Here is a 14,487-nt window from a genome sequence, read left to right as displayed (position 1 = left end):
GTTCGCCCATGTCCTCGCCCCTGTTAGAACTGCGCCACCTGTCCAAGTCCTACCACGGCCGCCCGGTGCTGGCCGACCTGTCGTGGACCTTCCGCGCCGGCGAGTTCGTCGCCATCATGGGCGACTCCGGGGTGGGCAAGTCCACCCTGCTCAACCTGATCGCCGGCCTCGATGCGCCCGATCCCAGCGCCGATGGCCAGCCATCGTCTATCCTCATCGACGGCGTGCCGATGGCAGGCCTCGACGACGACGCCGCCACCCGCCTGCGCCGCGCGCGCATGGGCTTCATCTTCCAGGCTTTTCACGTGCTGCCGCACCTGACGCTGCTGCAGAACGTGGCGCTGCCGCTGCTGCTCAACGGCCTGCCCACGGCGCGCGCGGCCGAGATGCTGGACGCGGTCGGCCTGGCCGGGCGCGGCAACGACTTCCCCCATCAATTGTCCGGCGGCGAAATGCAGCGCGTGGCGATCGCCCGCGCGCTCGTGCACCGCCCGGCCCTGGTGCTGGCCGACGAACCCACCGGCAACCTCGACCCCGATACCGCCCACAGCATCCTCGAACTGCTGCACCGCGAGATCAAATCCACGGGCGCCTGCGCCATCATGGTCACACATTCCCACATCGCCGCCGATATGACAGACAAAGTCCTACAACTTTCGAAATGCGGCATACAAGAAACAACAAACGTCAACCGGTTTAAGCAATAAACAAGATATTTCAATTGTCAAACGCTGCAGTCCTGCCCGCAAAGGAGTATGATTTGTTCTAACTTGCACGGTTATCAAGAATGTTGAGTAGCGCTCCACATTCAAATCGGGTGTGAGCGCTGGCCTTGCTGGGAAGACGTCATTTCTTCACATTTAAGCTAAGGAGGAGCGAAAATGAACGTAAGGCAAAAAAAGATGGAATTGATCGAGGCGATGAATCGCGCGCGGGCGCTGGAACCTTCCAGTTTCGTGCCGAATAAATTGCTCGATACCCTGATCGAAAAGATGAACCTTAAAAACGATGCGGAGTTGTGCCGCGTTTTGGAAGTTCAACCGCCGATCATCAGCAAAATCCGCCACCGCAAGCTGGCCGTGGGCGCCACGATTTTGCTACGGATGCACGAGAAATCGGAGATCAGCATCCGTGAACTGAAAGAACTGTCGACCGCCTCTATGCATTGAACAGCGTCGCTGCTCATGCTATGCCAGGCGCCGGCATGCGGCAACCGGCGCCCTTCATGCGAATCTGCTTCAGCCTAAACCCCGCTGACAGTTCCATCCTCCCTTCCGCTTTCCCCTCCCGCCGTCCCCCTTTCTTTGCACGCTTTTCTACACGCTTTCCTGCATCACCATCGCCGTCCCTGCGCCCTCCCCCTCACGGCGCGCCCGCGCGTGGTAACAATTTGTAGCACTCGACACATAACACATATAGCGGTCCCGCCGATTTGGCATACTCTACGGTCATCGACGTTACCGGGACACCCCATGCAGACCAGGCCACATCGACTCCGCACGCTGCGCTTTGTCCTCGCCGGCACCGCTGCCGCCCTGCTGGCAGGCTGCACCACGGTGGAGCAGCGCAGCGACGGCGCCCGCGCGCCGCAACTGACGCCGGCGCAATTGCCGGCCGCCGTCAACCGCGTCAGCTGGGGCGTCAACCAGGGCACGTGGCAGCAGGTGCAAACGATGGGCTACGATGCCTGGCTCACGCAGCAGCTCCATCCCGCACGTGCCGTGCTGCCTGCAGCAGCCCAGGCCCAGATCGACGCCTTGAGCATCGCCGCGAAACCGCTGCCGCAACTGGTGGCCGAAATCGATCAGCAGCGCAAGGAGGCGGACAAGAGCGCCGACGACGAGCAGAAAAAGGCCGCGCAAAAAGCCTACCAGCAGGCGCTGAACAACCTGGCGCGCGAGGCGGCCACCCGCTCGCTGCTGCGCGACCTATATTCGCCGAACCAGCTGCAGGAGCAGATGACGTGGTTCTGGATGAACCATTTCAATGTCCACGCGGGCAAGAGCAACCTGCGCGTCTTGGTCGGCGACTACGAGGAAACCGCGATCCGCCCGCACGCGCTGGGCAAATTCCGCGACCTGCTGGGCGCCACGCTGCACCACCCGGCCATGATCCGCTATCTCGACAACGAGCAGAACGCCGCCAACCGCATCAACGAAAATTATGCGCGCGAGCTGATGGAACTGCACACGCTCGGGGTCGATGGCGGTTACAGCCAGCGCGATGTGCAGGAGCTGGCCCGCATCCTGACCGGCGTCGGCGTCAACTTCGGCGACACCGAACCGAAGGTCAGGAAGGAACTGCAGGCGCAGTACGTGCGCCGCGGCCTGTTCGAATTCAACCCCAATCGCCACGATTACGGCACCAAGCAATTCCTCGGTCAGCCGGTCAGGGGCCGCGGCCTGGCCGAAGTGGACGAGGCGCTCGACCGCCTGTGCCGCAACCCCGCCACCGCGCGCTTCATCAGCCGCAAGCTGGCCATGTATTTCGTCGCCGACGAGCCGCCGCCGTCGCTGGTGGACCGCATGGCGCAGGTATTCCGGTCCAGCGACGGCGATATCGCGGCCGTGCTGGACACCCTGTTCAGGTCGGGCGAGTTCGCGCAGTCGCTCGGCAAAAAATTCAAGGACCCGGTGCACTACGTGGTCTCGGCCGTGCGCCTGACCTACGACGACAAGGTGGTGCTGAACACGGCGCCGATGCTGGGCTGGCTCAATCGCATGGCGCAGCCGCTGTACGGGCGCCAGACGCCCGACGGTTACGCGCTCACGCAATCGGGCTGGGCCAGCCCGGGCCAGATGACCACCCGCTTCGAGATCGCCAAGGCGATCGGCTCCGGCAACGCCGGCCTGTTCAAGACCGACGGGCCGCAACCGGTGGAACGCGCAGCCTTCCCGCAACTGGCCAGCGCTTTTTATTATCAGACCTTGCAGTCCACGCTGGCGCCGAAGACGCGCCAGGCACTCGACCAGGCGACGTCGCCGCAGGAATGGAATACCCTGCTGCTGTCGTCGCCGGAACTGATGCACCGCTAGGTCCAGCCCAGGAAGGAGAACACCATGGAACGCCGCACCCTGCTCAAATCGCTGGCCGCGCTGCCGCTCGCGGCCAGCACCGGCACGCTGTGGGCCGCCCCCGCCAGCAAGACCCGCCTGCTGTTCGTGTTCATGCGCGGCGGCTACGACGCCACCAGCCTGCTGGTGCCGATCGCCAGCCAGTACTACTACCAGGTGCGGCCCAATATCGCCATCCCGAAGCCGTCCGAGGATCTGAAATCGGCGCTGCCGATCAACGCCGACTGGGGTTTGCACCCGGCCCTGCGTGAGACCGTCTACCCGCTGTACACCAGCGGCGAAGCGGCCTTCGTGCCGTTCGCCGGCACCGAAGACCTGTCGCGCAGCCATTTCGAAACCCAGGACAGCATCGAACTCGGTCAGCCGCTGCAGGGCACGCGCAATTTCCGCTCCGGCTTCCTGAACCGGCTGGTCACCGTGCTCAACGCCGACCGCAACAGGCCGGGCGCCAGCGCGATATCGTTTACCGACCAGCTGCCGCTGATCATGCAGGGCGCAACCCAGTTACCGAACATGGCACTGCGTTCGATCGGCAAGCCGCAGGTCGACGAGCGCCAGGCCCGCATGATCGCCGCCATGTACGACGGTACCGCGCTGGCGTCGCAGGTACGCGAAGGCTTCGTGGTGCGCGAGGACGTGATGAAGCAGATGGTCGGCGAGATGGACGCCGCCAACCGCAACGCCATTACCGCCAAGGGCTTCGAACTCGAAGCGCGGCGCATCGCCCGGCTGATGAAGGAGAAATACAACGTCGGCTTTGTCGACGTGGGCGGCTGGGACACCCACGTCGGCCAGGGCAACGGCACCGGCTACCTGGCCGGCCGCCTCGAGGAGCTGGGACGCGGCCTGGCCGGCTTTGCCCAGGAGATGGGGCCGGCCTGGAAGGACACGGTGGTGGTGGTGGTCAGCGAATTCGGCCGCACCTTCCGCGAGAACGGCAACCGCGGCACCGATCACGGTCACGGCTCGGTGTACTGGGTGCTGGGCGGCAACGTGCGCGGCAACGCGGTGCGCGGCGAACAGATTGCGCTGGAACAGAAAACCCTGTTCCAGAACCGCGACTACCCGGTGCTCAACGAATACCGCGCCCTGTTCGGCGGCCTGCTGGCGCGCCTGTACGGCCTCAATGCGGGCCAGGTGGCCACCATCTTCGGCACCGGCGGGCGCGATATCGGGCTCGTCTAGCGCGGCCGGGGCAGCGGTCACGTAAATTCGACGCAGTCGTCCTTGCGGCAGAAGCTCACCAGCTTGATGCCGGCTGCCGTCGCCACATCGATGGCCAGCGTGCTCGGGGCGGAGATGGTGGCCAGCAGCGGAATGTTCAGGCGTGCCGCCTTGCGCACCAGTTCATAGCTGGCGCGGCTCGACATGAAGACAAAACCGCGGGTCATGTCCACGCGTTCGAGCGCCAGATAGCCGATCAATTTGTCCATCGCATTGTGGCGGCCGACGTCCTCGCACACGCGCAGCACCGCCCCGCTGGCGTCGCACCAGGCGGCGGCGTGGACACCGCCGGTGGCGCGCATCAGGTGCTGGTGCTGTCCCAGTTCGGCCGCGGCGCGGGCGATGGCCGGCGCCAGCGAGACGGCGTCGTGCAGCGGCGCTGCCGCGATGCGCGGCGGCGCGGTGTCGATCAGTTCCAGGCTTTCGACGCCGCACACGCCGCAGCCGCTGCGCCCCGCCATCGACCGCCGCTGCTGCTTGAGCAGCATGAAGTCTTCCTGCGCGATGGTGAGCGTGACCTCCACGCTGCGTTCGTGGTGCTGCACCTCGATGTCGTAGACGTCGGACGGTTTGCCCACCACGCCTTCGGTCAGCGCGAAGCCCATGGCAAATGCCTGCAGGTCGCGCGGGGTCACCATCATCACCGCGTGAGAAATACCGTTGAACACCAGCGCCACCGGCAGTTCTTCCACCACCTGGTCTGTGGTGGCCGTGGCGCCTTCGGGCGCGGCGCCGCGATGGCGCAGCACCGGGCGTTGCTGGATGCCGCTGGATTCCGCTTGCCGGGTTTCCTGGTCGAGTCTCATTGCCGCCCCACAGTATCGTTCAAGGCACGATTGTACCCCGCACGACCGGACGCGGCGCAACGGCTGCGTGCTTACGCTGCCAGCGGCTCGCCGCCCACGCCGTAGTGGCGCGCATAGCGGGCATCGAGGTTCGCCAGCGGCATCATCAGGAACAGGTCGGCGCTTTCGAAGTCCGGATCCCAGGCCGGTTCACCGCAGATCCACGCGCCCGAGCGCATATAGCCCTTCAGCAGCGCCGGCACCTGCGGCTTTTGCGCAGCCTCCAGCTTGCCGAACGGGAAAGGCAGGTGCGGCGTGACGCGGTATTCGAGCGGCGCCAGGTGCTTGCCGATCAGTTGCCGGTACACGGCGACGGCATTGTGGCCGCCATCGGCCAGGCTGATGCTGGCGCAGCCGATCAGGTAATCGCAACGTTCGCGGCGCATGTAGTCGGCCAGGCCGGACCACAGCAACATGATCACGCTGCCGCCACGGTAGTCGGGATGGATGCAGGCGCGGCCCGCTTCCACCATGCGGCCACGCAGGTGGTTCAGGCGACCGAGATCGAATTCGCCCTCGGAATACAGGCGGCCGAGCTTGCGGGCGCGGGTGGCGCTCAGCAGGCGGTAGGTGCCGACCACTTTGAGGGTGTCGGCATCGCGCACGATCAGGTGGTCGCAATAGGCGTCGAATTCGTCGCTGTCGAGGCCATCGGCGCTTTCGAGCGAGGACAAGCCCATGGTTTCGATGAAGACTTTATAGCGCAGGCGCTGCACTTCGTGCAGTTCTTCCGGCGTGCTTGCCATGCTCAGCACCAGCTTGCCGGAGGCGGGACGGACGTCCGCCGCGAGAGTCGCAGCTTGTAAGATCGAGGTTTGCATGCTTCATCCTTTGTGTGGGTGACGAAGCAAGCGTAACCATCGAATACTTCAAGGAAATGACAACAAAATGTCATTTCCGTGACATGCACCGATCTGTTGTATTCAGATCGGTGCCTTGACATCAGGATTTCTTCGGACGACCGGTTTTCAGCTGCGGCAGGCTGGCCAGCACTTTTTTCAGGGTGGCCATGTCGATCTGGCTGATCAGGGCCACGCCGATGCGCAGCAGCTCGCTCTTCTTGATCTCGACGCCGGCCTTCAGGCAGGCCTTCTTGACCTGGCCGAGCACCGCGTATTCCTGCTCGGGCATGGTGAAGCTGTCGCGCACCAGCTTGTCCTTGCGGCCCTTGTCGGCGACCGCTTCGGCTGCCGGCGCCTTGGTGGTAGGCCTGGCGGTGGCTTTGACAACCGGCTTGCCGGCGGGCTTGGCGGCTGCCTTGGCAACCTTGGCAGCGGGCTTGGCGGCTTTCACGTCGGCCTTGACGGCAGCCTTCGGTGCGGCCTTGGCGGCACCTGCTGCAGGCTTGGCTGCAGCCTTGGCTGTACTTGCCGCCGGCTTGACGGCAGCCTTGGCAGCACCCTTGGCCGGCTTGGCGGCGGCCTTGCTGTCCTTGGCTGCTGCGGCAGGCTTGGCGGCGGTCTTGGCGGCAATCTTCGCCGTGGTCTCGGCCTTGGCAGCCTTGACAGTCTTCACGGTCTTTTCCGCCTTGGCAGCGGGCTTGACGGCCGCAGGCTTGGCGGCGGCAGGCTTGGTCGCTGCCGGCACAGCAACAGCGCTGGCGGCGGTTTTCGCTGCCGCCGGCTTGGCGGCCCGGGCCGGGGCAGACCGGGCGGCAGGCTTGATCGCGGGCGCGGTGTCGGTGCCGGCGACCGCTGGTTTGGCCGGGCTGGCCTGATGTGCGGCGACGGCGACATTGCCGTTCAACGGCGCCTTGCCTGAAGGCGTTTTATCGCTTACTGGTTCATCCATCGTTTTATTCATACTGGCTCCAAAATTATCCAACGATATAAACAATATATATTGTTAGCCGGGATTCTGCTTGCGCCGCCGCAAATTTGCAAGCGTGCGGAACAACTAACCAGGAGTCCTGATGGTGAAGTCCACGCCCACCTCGTCCCAGTGTTCCTGTTCCTTTTCGAGCCAGTACGCCAGGGTCGGATGGTCGGCCACCCAGGCGCGCGGAAAATCGAGTTCGATGCGGTTTTTCATGCGCAGCCTGACCAGGCTGAAGTCGATGTCGATGCGCGAGTGCATGAACAGCACGGCCAGGCGGAACGCCGCCACGGCCTTGGCGATATCGGGTTCGGCGATGAACTCCGACACCTTGCGCAGATTGCCCTTGTGCGCCACCACCAGGCGGCTCATCAGCTTCTGTTCGCGCGTGGTGAAGCCCGGGAGGTCGGCGTTTTCGATCATGTAGCAGGCGTGCTTGTGATAGCCGGTGTGGGAGACGACCAGCCCCACCTCGTGCAGCAGCGCGCTCCAGTACAGGTGGCGCGTGTAGATCTCGCTCGACGGCCTGGTCTGGGCATACAGCGCCAGCGCATCGTCGGCCACGCGGTTGGCACGGCGCTGGTCGACATGGAATTTTTCCACGCACACCTGCACCGACTGTTCGCGCCGGTCGCGCTTGGTCGAGCGCAGGTGCAGGTCCCACATCACTCCCATGCGCAGGCCCGCCTCGATCGGCTGCACCACCGGGATGCCCAGCTCGCGCACCAGGCCGATCAGGATCGCCAGGCCGCCGATGATGGTGCTGGCGCGGTCGGGACGCAGGCCCGGCATGTCGATCTTGCCGACGTGGCCGAATTCGATGAACCGCTGCTTGAGCGCGGACAGCGTGTCGGCATTGACCTCCTTGCCGATGCCGTTCTTGACGATGATGTCGGCAATCGTGCGCGCGGTGCCGGACGAGCCGTAGCACTGCTTCCAGTACTGCGGCCGGTACGGCGGTGCGGCGTCCTCGAAATGGCTGCGGGCCGACAGGATGGCCGCCTCGAACGATGGCCCGTCCACCCGGCCGCCGACGAAGAACGACAGGCTTTGCTTGACCGTGCCCACGCTGAACGATTCGACTTTTTCGATTTCCTGGCCGCGCCCCAGTATCAGCTCGGTGGAGCCGCCGCCGATGTCGATCACCAGCCGCCGCTCGCCCGGCACCGCCACCGCGCTGGCCACGCCCATGTAGATCAGCCGTCCTTCCTCCTCGCCGGAGATGATCTCGATCGGGTAGCCGATGGCCTGCTCGGCCTCGGGCAAAAAGGCGGCGGCATTGCGCGCCACCCGCATCGCCGACGTGGCCACCACCCGCACCGCATCGAGCTTGTAGCCGGCCAGTACGTCGCAGAAGTTGCGCAGGCAGGCCAGCGCGGTCTGCATCGCGGCCGGCGTCAGGTTGCCCTTGTCGTCCAGACCGGCCGCCAGGCGGATCGGTTCGCGCACGCTTTTGAGCACGCGAATGGCGTCGCCATCGTGCTTGCCGATGTGGAGGCGGAAGCTGTTGGAGCCGAGATCTACTGCTGCATACATAATAGGAACCCATGCCCGCCAGACGCGCACCGGCGGAAAAATTTAAATAAACGATTTAGATGATTTTGAAAAATGCTATCACGATATGCCGCACTTGTGACGGCATGATGACAAGGCGCCGCGCTGGAAGATAATTCGTCAGCCGCCCGGCGGGGTGGCGGCAGCGGCACTGTCGGACGTGGCAACCCGGTTGCCGCCGGCGGCGCGCGCCTGTTGGCGGGCGTGGTCGGCGCGCTGGAACAGGCCCACGGTGGTGTCGTCGGCGCGCATGGTGGTGGCGCCCAGGCTGGCGGTGAGGTTGATCAGGGCTTTCTCGGCCTTGACCGGTTGCGCAGCCAGCGCGCCGCGCACGCGTTCGGCCACCACCATGGCCTCGGGCAGCGCGGTGCGCGGCAGCAGGATGGCGAATTCGCCGCCGCCCAGGTGGCCCAGGGTATCGCTGTCGCGCAGCTGCCGCTTGCAGGCGTCGGCCATGGCGACCAGCACCTGGTCGCCGGCCAGGTGGCCGTAATGGTCATTGACGCGCTTGAATTCGTCGAGATCGACCATCACCAGCGCGGTCGGCTGACCGGGGCGGCGCGCCAGCGCCAGCCACGGCGCCAGCGCCTGATGAAAGCCGCGCCGGTTCAGGGCGGACGTCAGCGGATCGATCACTTCCAGCCGTTCCAGCGCATCGTGCAAACCCTGGCGCACCAGCAGCAGGTAGCCGCCGCCGTTGCCGAGCATGGCCAGGTACAGCGCGACCAGGCCCAGGCCCTGTACCAGCTCGGGACTGACCCACGACCAGCCATTGGGCAGCAGCAGCACCAGCACGCCGCGTGCGACCACCAGCAGCGCCAGCACCACCGTGCTGACCACCAGGTAACGGCGCAGCAGCGTGCCGGCCGACCAGCGCCGCCCCAGCGCGCCTGCGCCGGCAGCGAGGAAAAAGCCGATCGCCAGCGACGAGATCGCCTGCCGCTCGGACGGCGCCCGCTGCAGCAGCCACGCTGCGACGAACGCGGCCACCGCCGCCAGCAGCACCGGCAGCAGGTGGCGCCGCCAGATGCGGCGCCCGGCCTGCTCCCACAGCGCCGCCGCGTCGAGCGCGAAGCCGGCCAGCAGCAGCGCGTTGGCAAGGGGGATGGTCAGGAAATCGGGCAGCGTGCCGCGCAGGTACACCAGGCCCCAGGCCAGCGCCTGCAATTGCCGGGCGCGGGCCCAGGTCGCGTTGCCGCGCAGGGTGGTGCTGAGGCCGTGAGACTTATTGCCGCTGGTGTTGCCATGGCCGCTGCCGGCGCTGTCGGGCAGCCCGAAAAAAAACAGCGCCACGCACAGGCTCAGGTTGCCCAGTGCCAGCGCCAGGACCAGCGTCTTGATATCCATGAGCGGAACGGCTCAGACCTCGTGTTCGACGTTGGCGGTGCCGTCGCCCATCTTGCTGGCCCAGCCTTGCGTGAACAGTTCTTTTTCTTCTTCGCTCGGGGTGTCGTGCCAGAACACGATCAGCGTCCCCTTGTGGTCGTGCAGCTGGCTGACTTTTTCGATGAAGCTCTGGCGGCCCGACAGGTCGGCCAGCGCCACCACGTAGCCGTACACGCGGGTCAGGCGCTCGAGGCGGTCGGGTTCGGTCAAGCTGTTGGTGGCGGTCAGCGTGGGATGGTCTAAAAACATCGTGGTTCTCCGGTTTTCCGTAAGGGTCCGCCCAGGGCGGTGCCCCGCCAATTTACCTAGAAATTTTCCTTCTGTAAATGAAAGCCGTGGCAGCGTGCTACTATCAATCGACATCCGCACTGTGACAGCCACTTGACGCCATCCGATCCCCTCCCCCAGGTCCACACCCGTGGCAATCGCCGCCTGCTGGAATTCCGTCCAGGCATGGTGCAAAGCGAGATGAAGCTATCCCATCCGGACGACCTGGTGCTGGCCTATTGCCGCGCCATGATGTGTTTCACGCTGTTCCAGCCGCGGCCGGCGCATATCGTGATGGTGGGGCTGGGCGGCGGCTCCCTGGTCAAGTTCTGCTACCGCTACCTGCCGCAGGCGCGCATCACGGTGCTGGAGGTACGCGCCGACGTGATCGCCCTGCGCCGGCAATTCGCGATTCCGCCCGACGATGCCCGGCTGACCATCGTCCACGCCGACGCCGCCGCCTACCTGCCGCGCCTGCGCGCCAGCGCCGACGTGCTGCTGGTGGACGGCTTCGACGAGCAGGGCCTGCCGGCCGCGCTGTCGAGCGCCGCGTTCTACGCCGACTGCCGCCGCGCGCTGCGGCCGGGGGGCGTGATGGTCGCCAATATCTTCAGCTACGATCCGTCGTACGGCCTGACGTTGCGGCGCCTGCGGCACGCCTTCGGCGGCAAGCTCTGCACGCTGCGCGGGGTAGCGGGCAATAACCGGATCTGGTTTGCCGTCCACGGTCCACCGCCGTCGCCGGCGCTGGCCATGCAACGGCGCCTGGCCGGACGCATCGCACTGCCCGGGCTGAACCGCTTGTGGGCGCACTGGATCGTGTGGAGACTGCAACACCGGCAATTCGACAGCGGCGGCGGCAGCGCTTAGACCGCTGGACGCAGCTGGCAGAACTTGGGTACCCGCCTTCGCGGGTACGACGGAGATGAAGACCTTCACTGAACGGCATCAGGAGCTGTCTTCGACGCTACTGCTTGCGCTGGCCGTGTACCGACTGGCGTGCCTGCTTGCGGCGCAGCGCCTGTTCCCAGCGCTGCTTCTGTTCGTCGGTTTCGGGGATCAGCTTGGGCACCGGCAGCGGCTTGCGGTGTTCGTCCACGGCCACCATGGTGAAATAGCAGCTGTTGGCGTGGCGCACCAGGCGCTTCTGGATATTTTCGGTGACCACGCGGATGCCCACTTCCATCGAGGTATTGCCCGTGTAGTTGATCGAGGCCAGGAAGGTGACCAGCTCGCCCACGTGGATGGGCTGCAGGAACATCACCTGGTCCACCGACAGGGTGACCGTGTAGCTGCCCGAGTAGCGGCTGGCGCAGGCGTAAGCCACGCTGTCGAGGTATTTGAGAATGGTGCCGCCGTGGACGTTGCCGGAAAAATTGGCCATGTCCGGCGTCATCAGCACGGTCATGCTCAACTCGTGAGCGACCCAGGCCATCGGTTGTTCCATGTACTGCTCCCTAGATAGTTTTTGTCATGCTAGCCGCTAATCTTGTCACCCGCAAATAATTACCGACAATATTGTCAGATATCGTATGCTTTACGCTTCGACACAAGGAGCACTTATGAAAGTGAAAGTCTGGAGGAAAGCGCTGGCCGCCAGCGTGCTGCTCGCGCTGGCCGCGACCACGTCAGCCACCTCGGCTGCAGAAACGGCGCCGGCGGACGAGGTCAACACCTTTACCCTGGCCAACGGCATGAAGTTCATCGTGCTGGAATCGCACAGCATCCCCAACGCCAATATGTACACGTTCTGGAAGGTCGGCTCGCGCAACGAGGCGCCCGGCATCACCGGCCTGTCGCACTTCTTCGAGCACATGATGTTCAACGGCTCGAAACACTTCGGCCCGAAAATGTTCGACCGCACCATGGAAGCCAAGGGCGGCTCCAACAACGCCTACACCAGCAACGACGTCACCGTGTACCAGGACTGGTTCCCGGCATCCTCGCTGGAAACCATCTTCACGCTCGAGAGCGACCGCATCGCCCACCTGAACATCGATCCGAAAATGGTTGCCAGCGAGCGCGGCGTGGTGCTGTCCGAGCGCAGCACCGGCCTGGAGAATTCCAACCTCCGCGCGCTGCAGGAAGCGGTCAGCGGCGTTGCCTTCCAGGCCCATCCGTACTCCTGGCCCGTGATCGGCCACGAGTCCGACATCAAGGCCTGGACCCAGCAGGATCTCGAACATTATTTCAAGACCTATTACGCGCCCAATAACGCGGTGGCCGTCATCGTCGGCGACGTCAAGGTCGATCAGGTAAAAAAACTGGCCACGCGCTACTTCGGCAAGATTCCGAAAGGCGCGCCGCCGCCGCCCGTGCGCACGGTGGAGCCGCCGCAGACGGGCGAGCGCCGCGTGTTCGTGACCAAGGAGTCGGCCACCTCGCCCAACCTGGCGATCGCCTTCAAGGTCCCGGCCGCCAACAGCCCCGACCACTACGCGCTGGAAGTGCTGCAGAGCCTGCTGGCCGACGGCAAGACCTCGCGCCTGTACAAGGCGCTGGTCGAGCAGCAATTGGCGACCCAGGTGGCAGCCTATGGCGCCGACGGTTTCGACCCGGGCCTGATGTATGTGCTGGCCGTGGCCGCTGCCAAGGTGGAGCCGGCCACGCTGGAAAAAGCCGTGCTGGCCGAGCTCGACAAGGTGGTCAAGGATGGCGTCACCGCGGAAGAACTGGACAAGGTGCGCAACCAGAAGCTGGTCAATCTGTACCGCGAGCAGGAAACCATCAACGGCAAGGCCCAGAACCTGGGCAATTACGAGGTGTTCTTCGGCGACTACAGGAAAATGTACGACGCCCCGGCTGCCTATGCGCGGCTGACCCCGGCCGATATCCAGGCCGTGGCCGCCAAATACCTGAAAAAATCGCAGCGCACCGTCGGCGTGCTCGCTGCGAAGGAGGATTGAACCGATGAAAACAACGATGATCGCCGCTCTGGCGGCCGGTACCGTACTGGGCGCTGCAGCCGCTGCGCCGGCCATGGCTGCGCCATTCAGCCTGCCCGCCTTCGACACCGTCAAGCTGCCCAACGGCCTGGCCGTGTACCTGATGGAACGCCACGAAGTGCCGTTGATCTCGGTGCGCGCCGTGGTCAAGGCCGGTGCCGTCAACGACGCTGCCCAGGCAGGCCTGTCCAACCTCACCGGCGACGCCCTGCTGCTCGGCACCAAGGCGCACGACAAGAAGGCCATCGACCAGGCATTCGACTTCCGCGGCGCCAGCCTGGCCGGCGGCGCCGGCACCGAGGCCAGCACCGTGCAGGCCAACTTCGCCCGCAAGGATGCGGCCGCCCTGCTGCCGCTGTTTGCCGAAATCGTCCAGCAGCCGTCGTTCGACGAGGCCGAGCTGACCAAGCTGCGCGACCGCAAGGTCACCGGCCTGAAGCAGGCCAAGGAAGCGCCGCGCAATGTGGTGGGCAGCTACTACCGCGCCATGCTGTTCGGCAGCGCGCCGTACGGCAACCCCGCCAGCGGCACGGTGGGCAGCGTCGGCGCGCTCAAGCAGGCCGACGTGCAGCGCTACTACGGCCAGTTCTACCGTCCCGACAATGCCGCCATCGTGGTGGTCGGCGACTTCCAGAAGGACGAGATGCGGCGCCAGATCGAATCGCTGTTCGGCGCCTGGCAAGCCAGCGGGCCGGCGCCGAAACAGCAGGACAACGGCAAGGTCAAGGCCGACCAGGCGCGCGTATGGCTGGTCAACAAGCCCGACGCCATCGAGACCACGTTCATGATCGGTGGCGCCGGCATCGCCCGCAACGATCCCGACTACGTGCCGCTGCAGGTGATCAACACCATCCTCGGTGGCCGCTTCACGTCGTGGCTCAACGACGAGCTGCGCGTCAACTCGGGCCTGACCTACGGCGCCAGCAGCCAGTTCGGCACGCTGTCGCAGACGGGCACATTCGCCATCTCGAGTTTCACGGCGTCAGCCAAGACCGGCGACGCGCTGGCGCTGGCCCACAAGACCTACCAGCGGCTGTGGGACCAGGGCATCGACCAGGCCACCCTCGATTCGGCCAAGGCTTACGTCAAGGGCCAGTTCCCGCCGCGTTATGAAACCGGTGAGCAGCTGGCCGGCCTGCTCGGCGATATGTATGCATACGACGTTGGCCGCGAACAGATCGACAACTTCAGCCGCGACGTCGACAGCCTGACGCCGGAGCGCGCCAAGGCGCTGGTGACCAAACACTTCCCGCGCAACAACCTGCAAACGGTGTTGATCGGCAAGGCTGCCGATATCCGCACCGTGGCCGGCAAGTATGGCGCAGTGACGGAACTGGAAATCGCCGCCGACGGTTTCCAGCCCGGCGCACAATAACA

14 protein-coding genes are annotated in these 14,487 nt (G+C 65.1%); 7 read left to right on the top strand and 7 right to left on the bottom strand.

Annotated elements, in window-relative coordinates:
• Window positions 1-8 precede the first annotated feature (8 nt).
• From ASF61_RS04870 to ASF61_RS04855, 4 genes are all read left to right on the top strand, one after another.
• Complete coding sequence (locus tag ASF61_RS04870; protein WP_229205714.1) at window positions 9-707, top strand: ABC transporter ATP-binding protein; 699 nt, start codon at window positions 9-11, stop codon at window positions 705-707.
• 174 nt (window positions 708-881) lie between these two features.
• The gene (locus ASF61_RS04865; RefSeq protein WP_056151812.1) at window positions 882-1,169 is read left to right on the top strand and encodes a hypothetical protein; all 288 of its coding nucleotides are present in this window, start codon (window positions 882-884) and stop codon (window positions 1,167-1,169) included.
• Between the two features lie 303 nt (window positions 1,170-1,472).
• The gene (locus ASF61_RS04860; protein ID WP_056151811.1) at window positions 1,473-3,035 is read left to right on the top strand and encodes a DUF1800 domain-containing protein; all 1,563 of its coding nucleotides are present in this window, start codon (window positions 1,473-1,475) and stop codon (window positions 3,033-3,035) included.
• Window positions 3,036-3,059: 24 nt separating this feature from the next.
• The gene (locus ASF61_RS04855; RefSeq protein ID WP_056151808.1) at window positions 3,060-4,259 is read left to right on the top strand and encodes a DUF1501 domain-containing protein; all 1,200 of its coding nucleotides are present in this window, start codon (window positions 3,060-3,062) and stop codon (window positions 4,257-4,259) included.
• Between the two features lie 17 nt (window positions 4,260-4,276).
• Here ASF61_RS04855 and fdhD read toward each other — a convergent pair whose 3' ends face one another.
• The 6 genes from fdhD to ASF61_RS04825 form a co-directional block, all read right to left on the bottom strand.
• Window positions 4,277-5,104 carry a formate dehydrogenase accessory sulfurtransferase FdhD gene (gene fdhD / locus ASF61_RS04850; protein WP_056151805.1) on the bottom strand — a complete coding sequence of 276 codons (828 nt, stop codon included), beginning with the start codon at window positions 5,102-5,104 and terminating at the stop codon, window positions 4,277-4,279.
• 71 nt (window positions 5,105-5,175) lie between these two features.
• The gene (locus tag ASF61_RS04845) at window positions 5,176-5,964 is read right to left on the bottom strand and encodes a GNAT family N-acetyltransferase (protein WP_056151801.1); all 789 of its coding nucleotides are present in this window, start codon (window positions 5,962-5,964) and stop codon (window positions 5,176-5,178) included.
• A gap of 121 nt (window positions 5,965-6,085) precedes the next feature.
• Window positions 6,086-6,934, bottom strand: coding sequence for a hypothetical protein (locus tag ASF61_RS04840; RefSeq protein ID WP_229205712.1), 849 nt, complete (start codon window positions 6,932-6,934; stop codon window positions 6,086-6,088).
• A gap of 105 nt (window positions 6,935-7,039) precedes the next feature.
• The gene (locus ASF61_RS04835; RefSeq protein WP_056151799.1) at window positions 7,040-8,494 is read right to left on the bottom strand and encodes a Ppx/GppA phosphatase family protein; all 1,455 of its coding nucleotides are present in this window, start codon (window positions 8,492-8,494) and stop codon (window positions 7,040-7,042) included.
• Between the two features lie 138 nt (window positions 8,495-8,632).
• On the bottom strand, window positions 8,633-9,859 hold the full coding sequence (locus tag ASF61_RS04830) for a GGDEF domain-containing protein (RefSeq protein ID WP_056151796.1): 1,227 nt from the start codon (window positions 9,857-9,859) through the stop codon (window positions 8,633-8,635).
• Window positions 9,860-9,871: 12 nt separating this feature from the next.
• Window positions 9,872-10,147, bottom strand: coding sequence for a hypothetical protein (locus ASF61_RS04825; protein WP_056151793.1), 276 nt, complete (start codon window positions 10,145-10,147; stop codon window positions 9,872-9,874).
• 219 nt (window positions 10,148-10,366) lie between these two features.
• Here ASF61_RS04825 and ASF61_RS04820 point away from each other — a divergent pair, with 219 nt between their 5' ends.
• Complete coding sequence (locus tag ASF61_RS04820) at window positions 10,367-11,035, top strand: methyltransferase domain-containing protein (RefSeq protein WP_373994528.1); 669 nt, start codon at window positions 10,367-10,369, stop codon at window positions 11,033-11,035.
• A 97-nt stretch (window positions 11,036-11,132) separates the two neighbouring features.
• Here the strand turns inward: ASF61_RS04820 and ASF61_RS04815 are convergent, their stop codons facing one another.
• On the bottom strand, window positions 11,133-11,612 hold the full coding sequence (locus ASF61_RS04815) for an acyl-CoA thioesterase (RefSeq protein WP_056151787.1): 480 nt from the start codon (window positions 11,610-11,612) through the stop codon (window positions 11,133-11,135).
• Window positions 11,613-11,727: 115 nt separating this feature from the next.
• Between ASF61_RS04815 and ASF61_RS04810 the strand changes: the two genes are divergently transcribed.
• Entirely contained in the window at window positions 11,728-13,071 is a 1,344-nt protein-coding gene (locus ASF61_RS04810) for a pitrilysin family protein (RefSeq protein WP_056151783.1), read from the top strand.
• 4 nt (window positions 13,072-13,075) lie between these two features.
• Window positions 13,076-14,485: a pitrilysin family protein gene (locus tag ASF61_RS04805; RefSeq protein WP_056151781.1), complete on the top strand. Its 1,410-nt coding sequence runs from the start codon at window positions 13,076-13,078 to the stop codon at window positions 14,483-14,485.
• Window positions 14,486-14,487: the final 2 nt, after the last annotated feature.

The sequence above is a fragment of the Duganella sp. Leaf126 genome, assembly GCF_001423125.1.
GTDB lineage: Bacteria > Pseudomonadota > Gammaproteobacteria > Burkholderiales > Burkholderiaceae_D > Rugamonas.
Note: the sequence above shows the minus strand (reverse complement) of the source record. Positions and strands in the feature narration are given on the sequence as shown.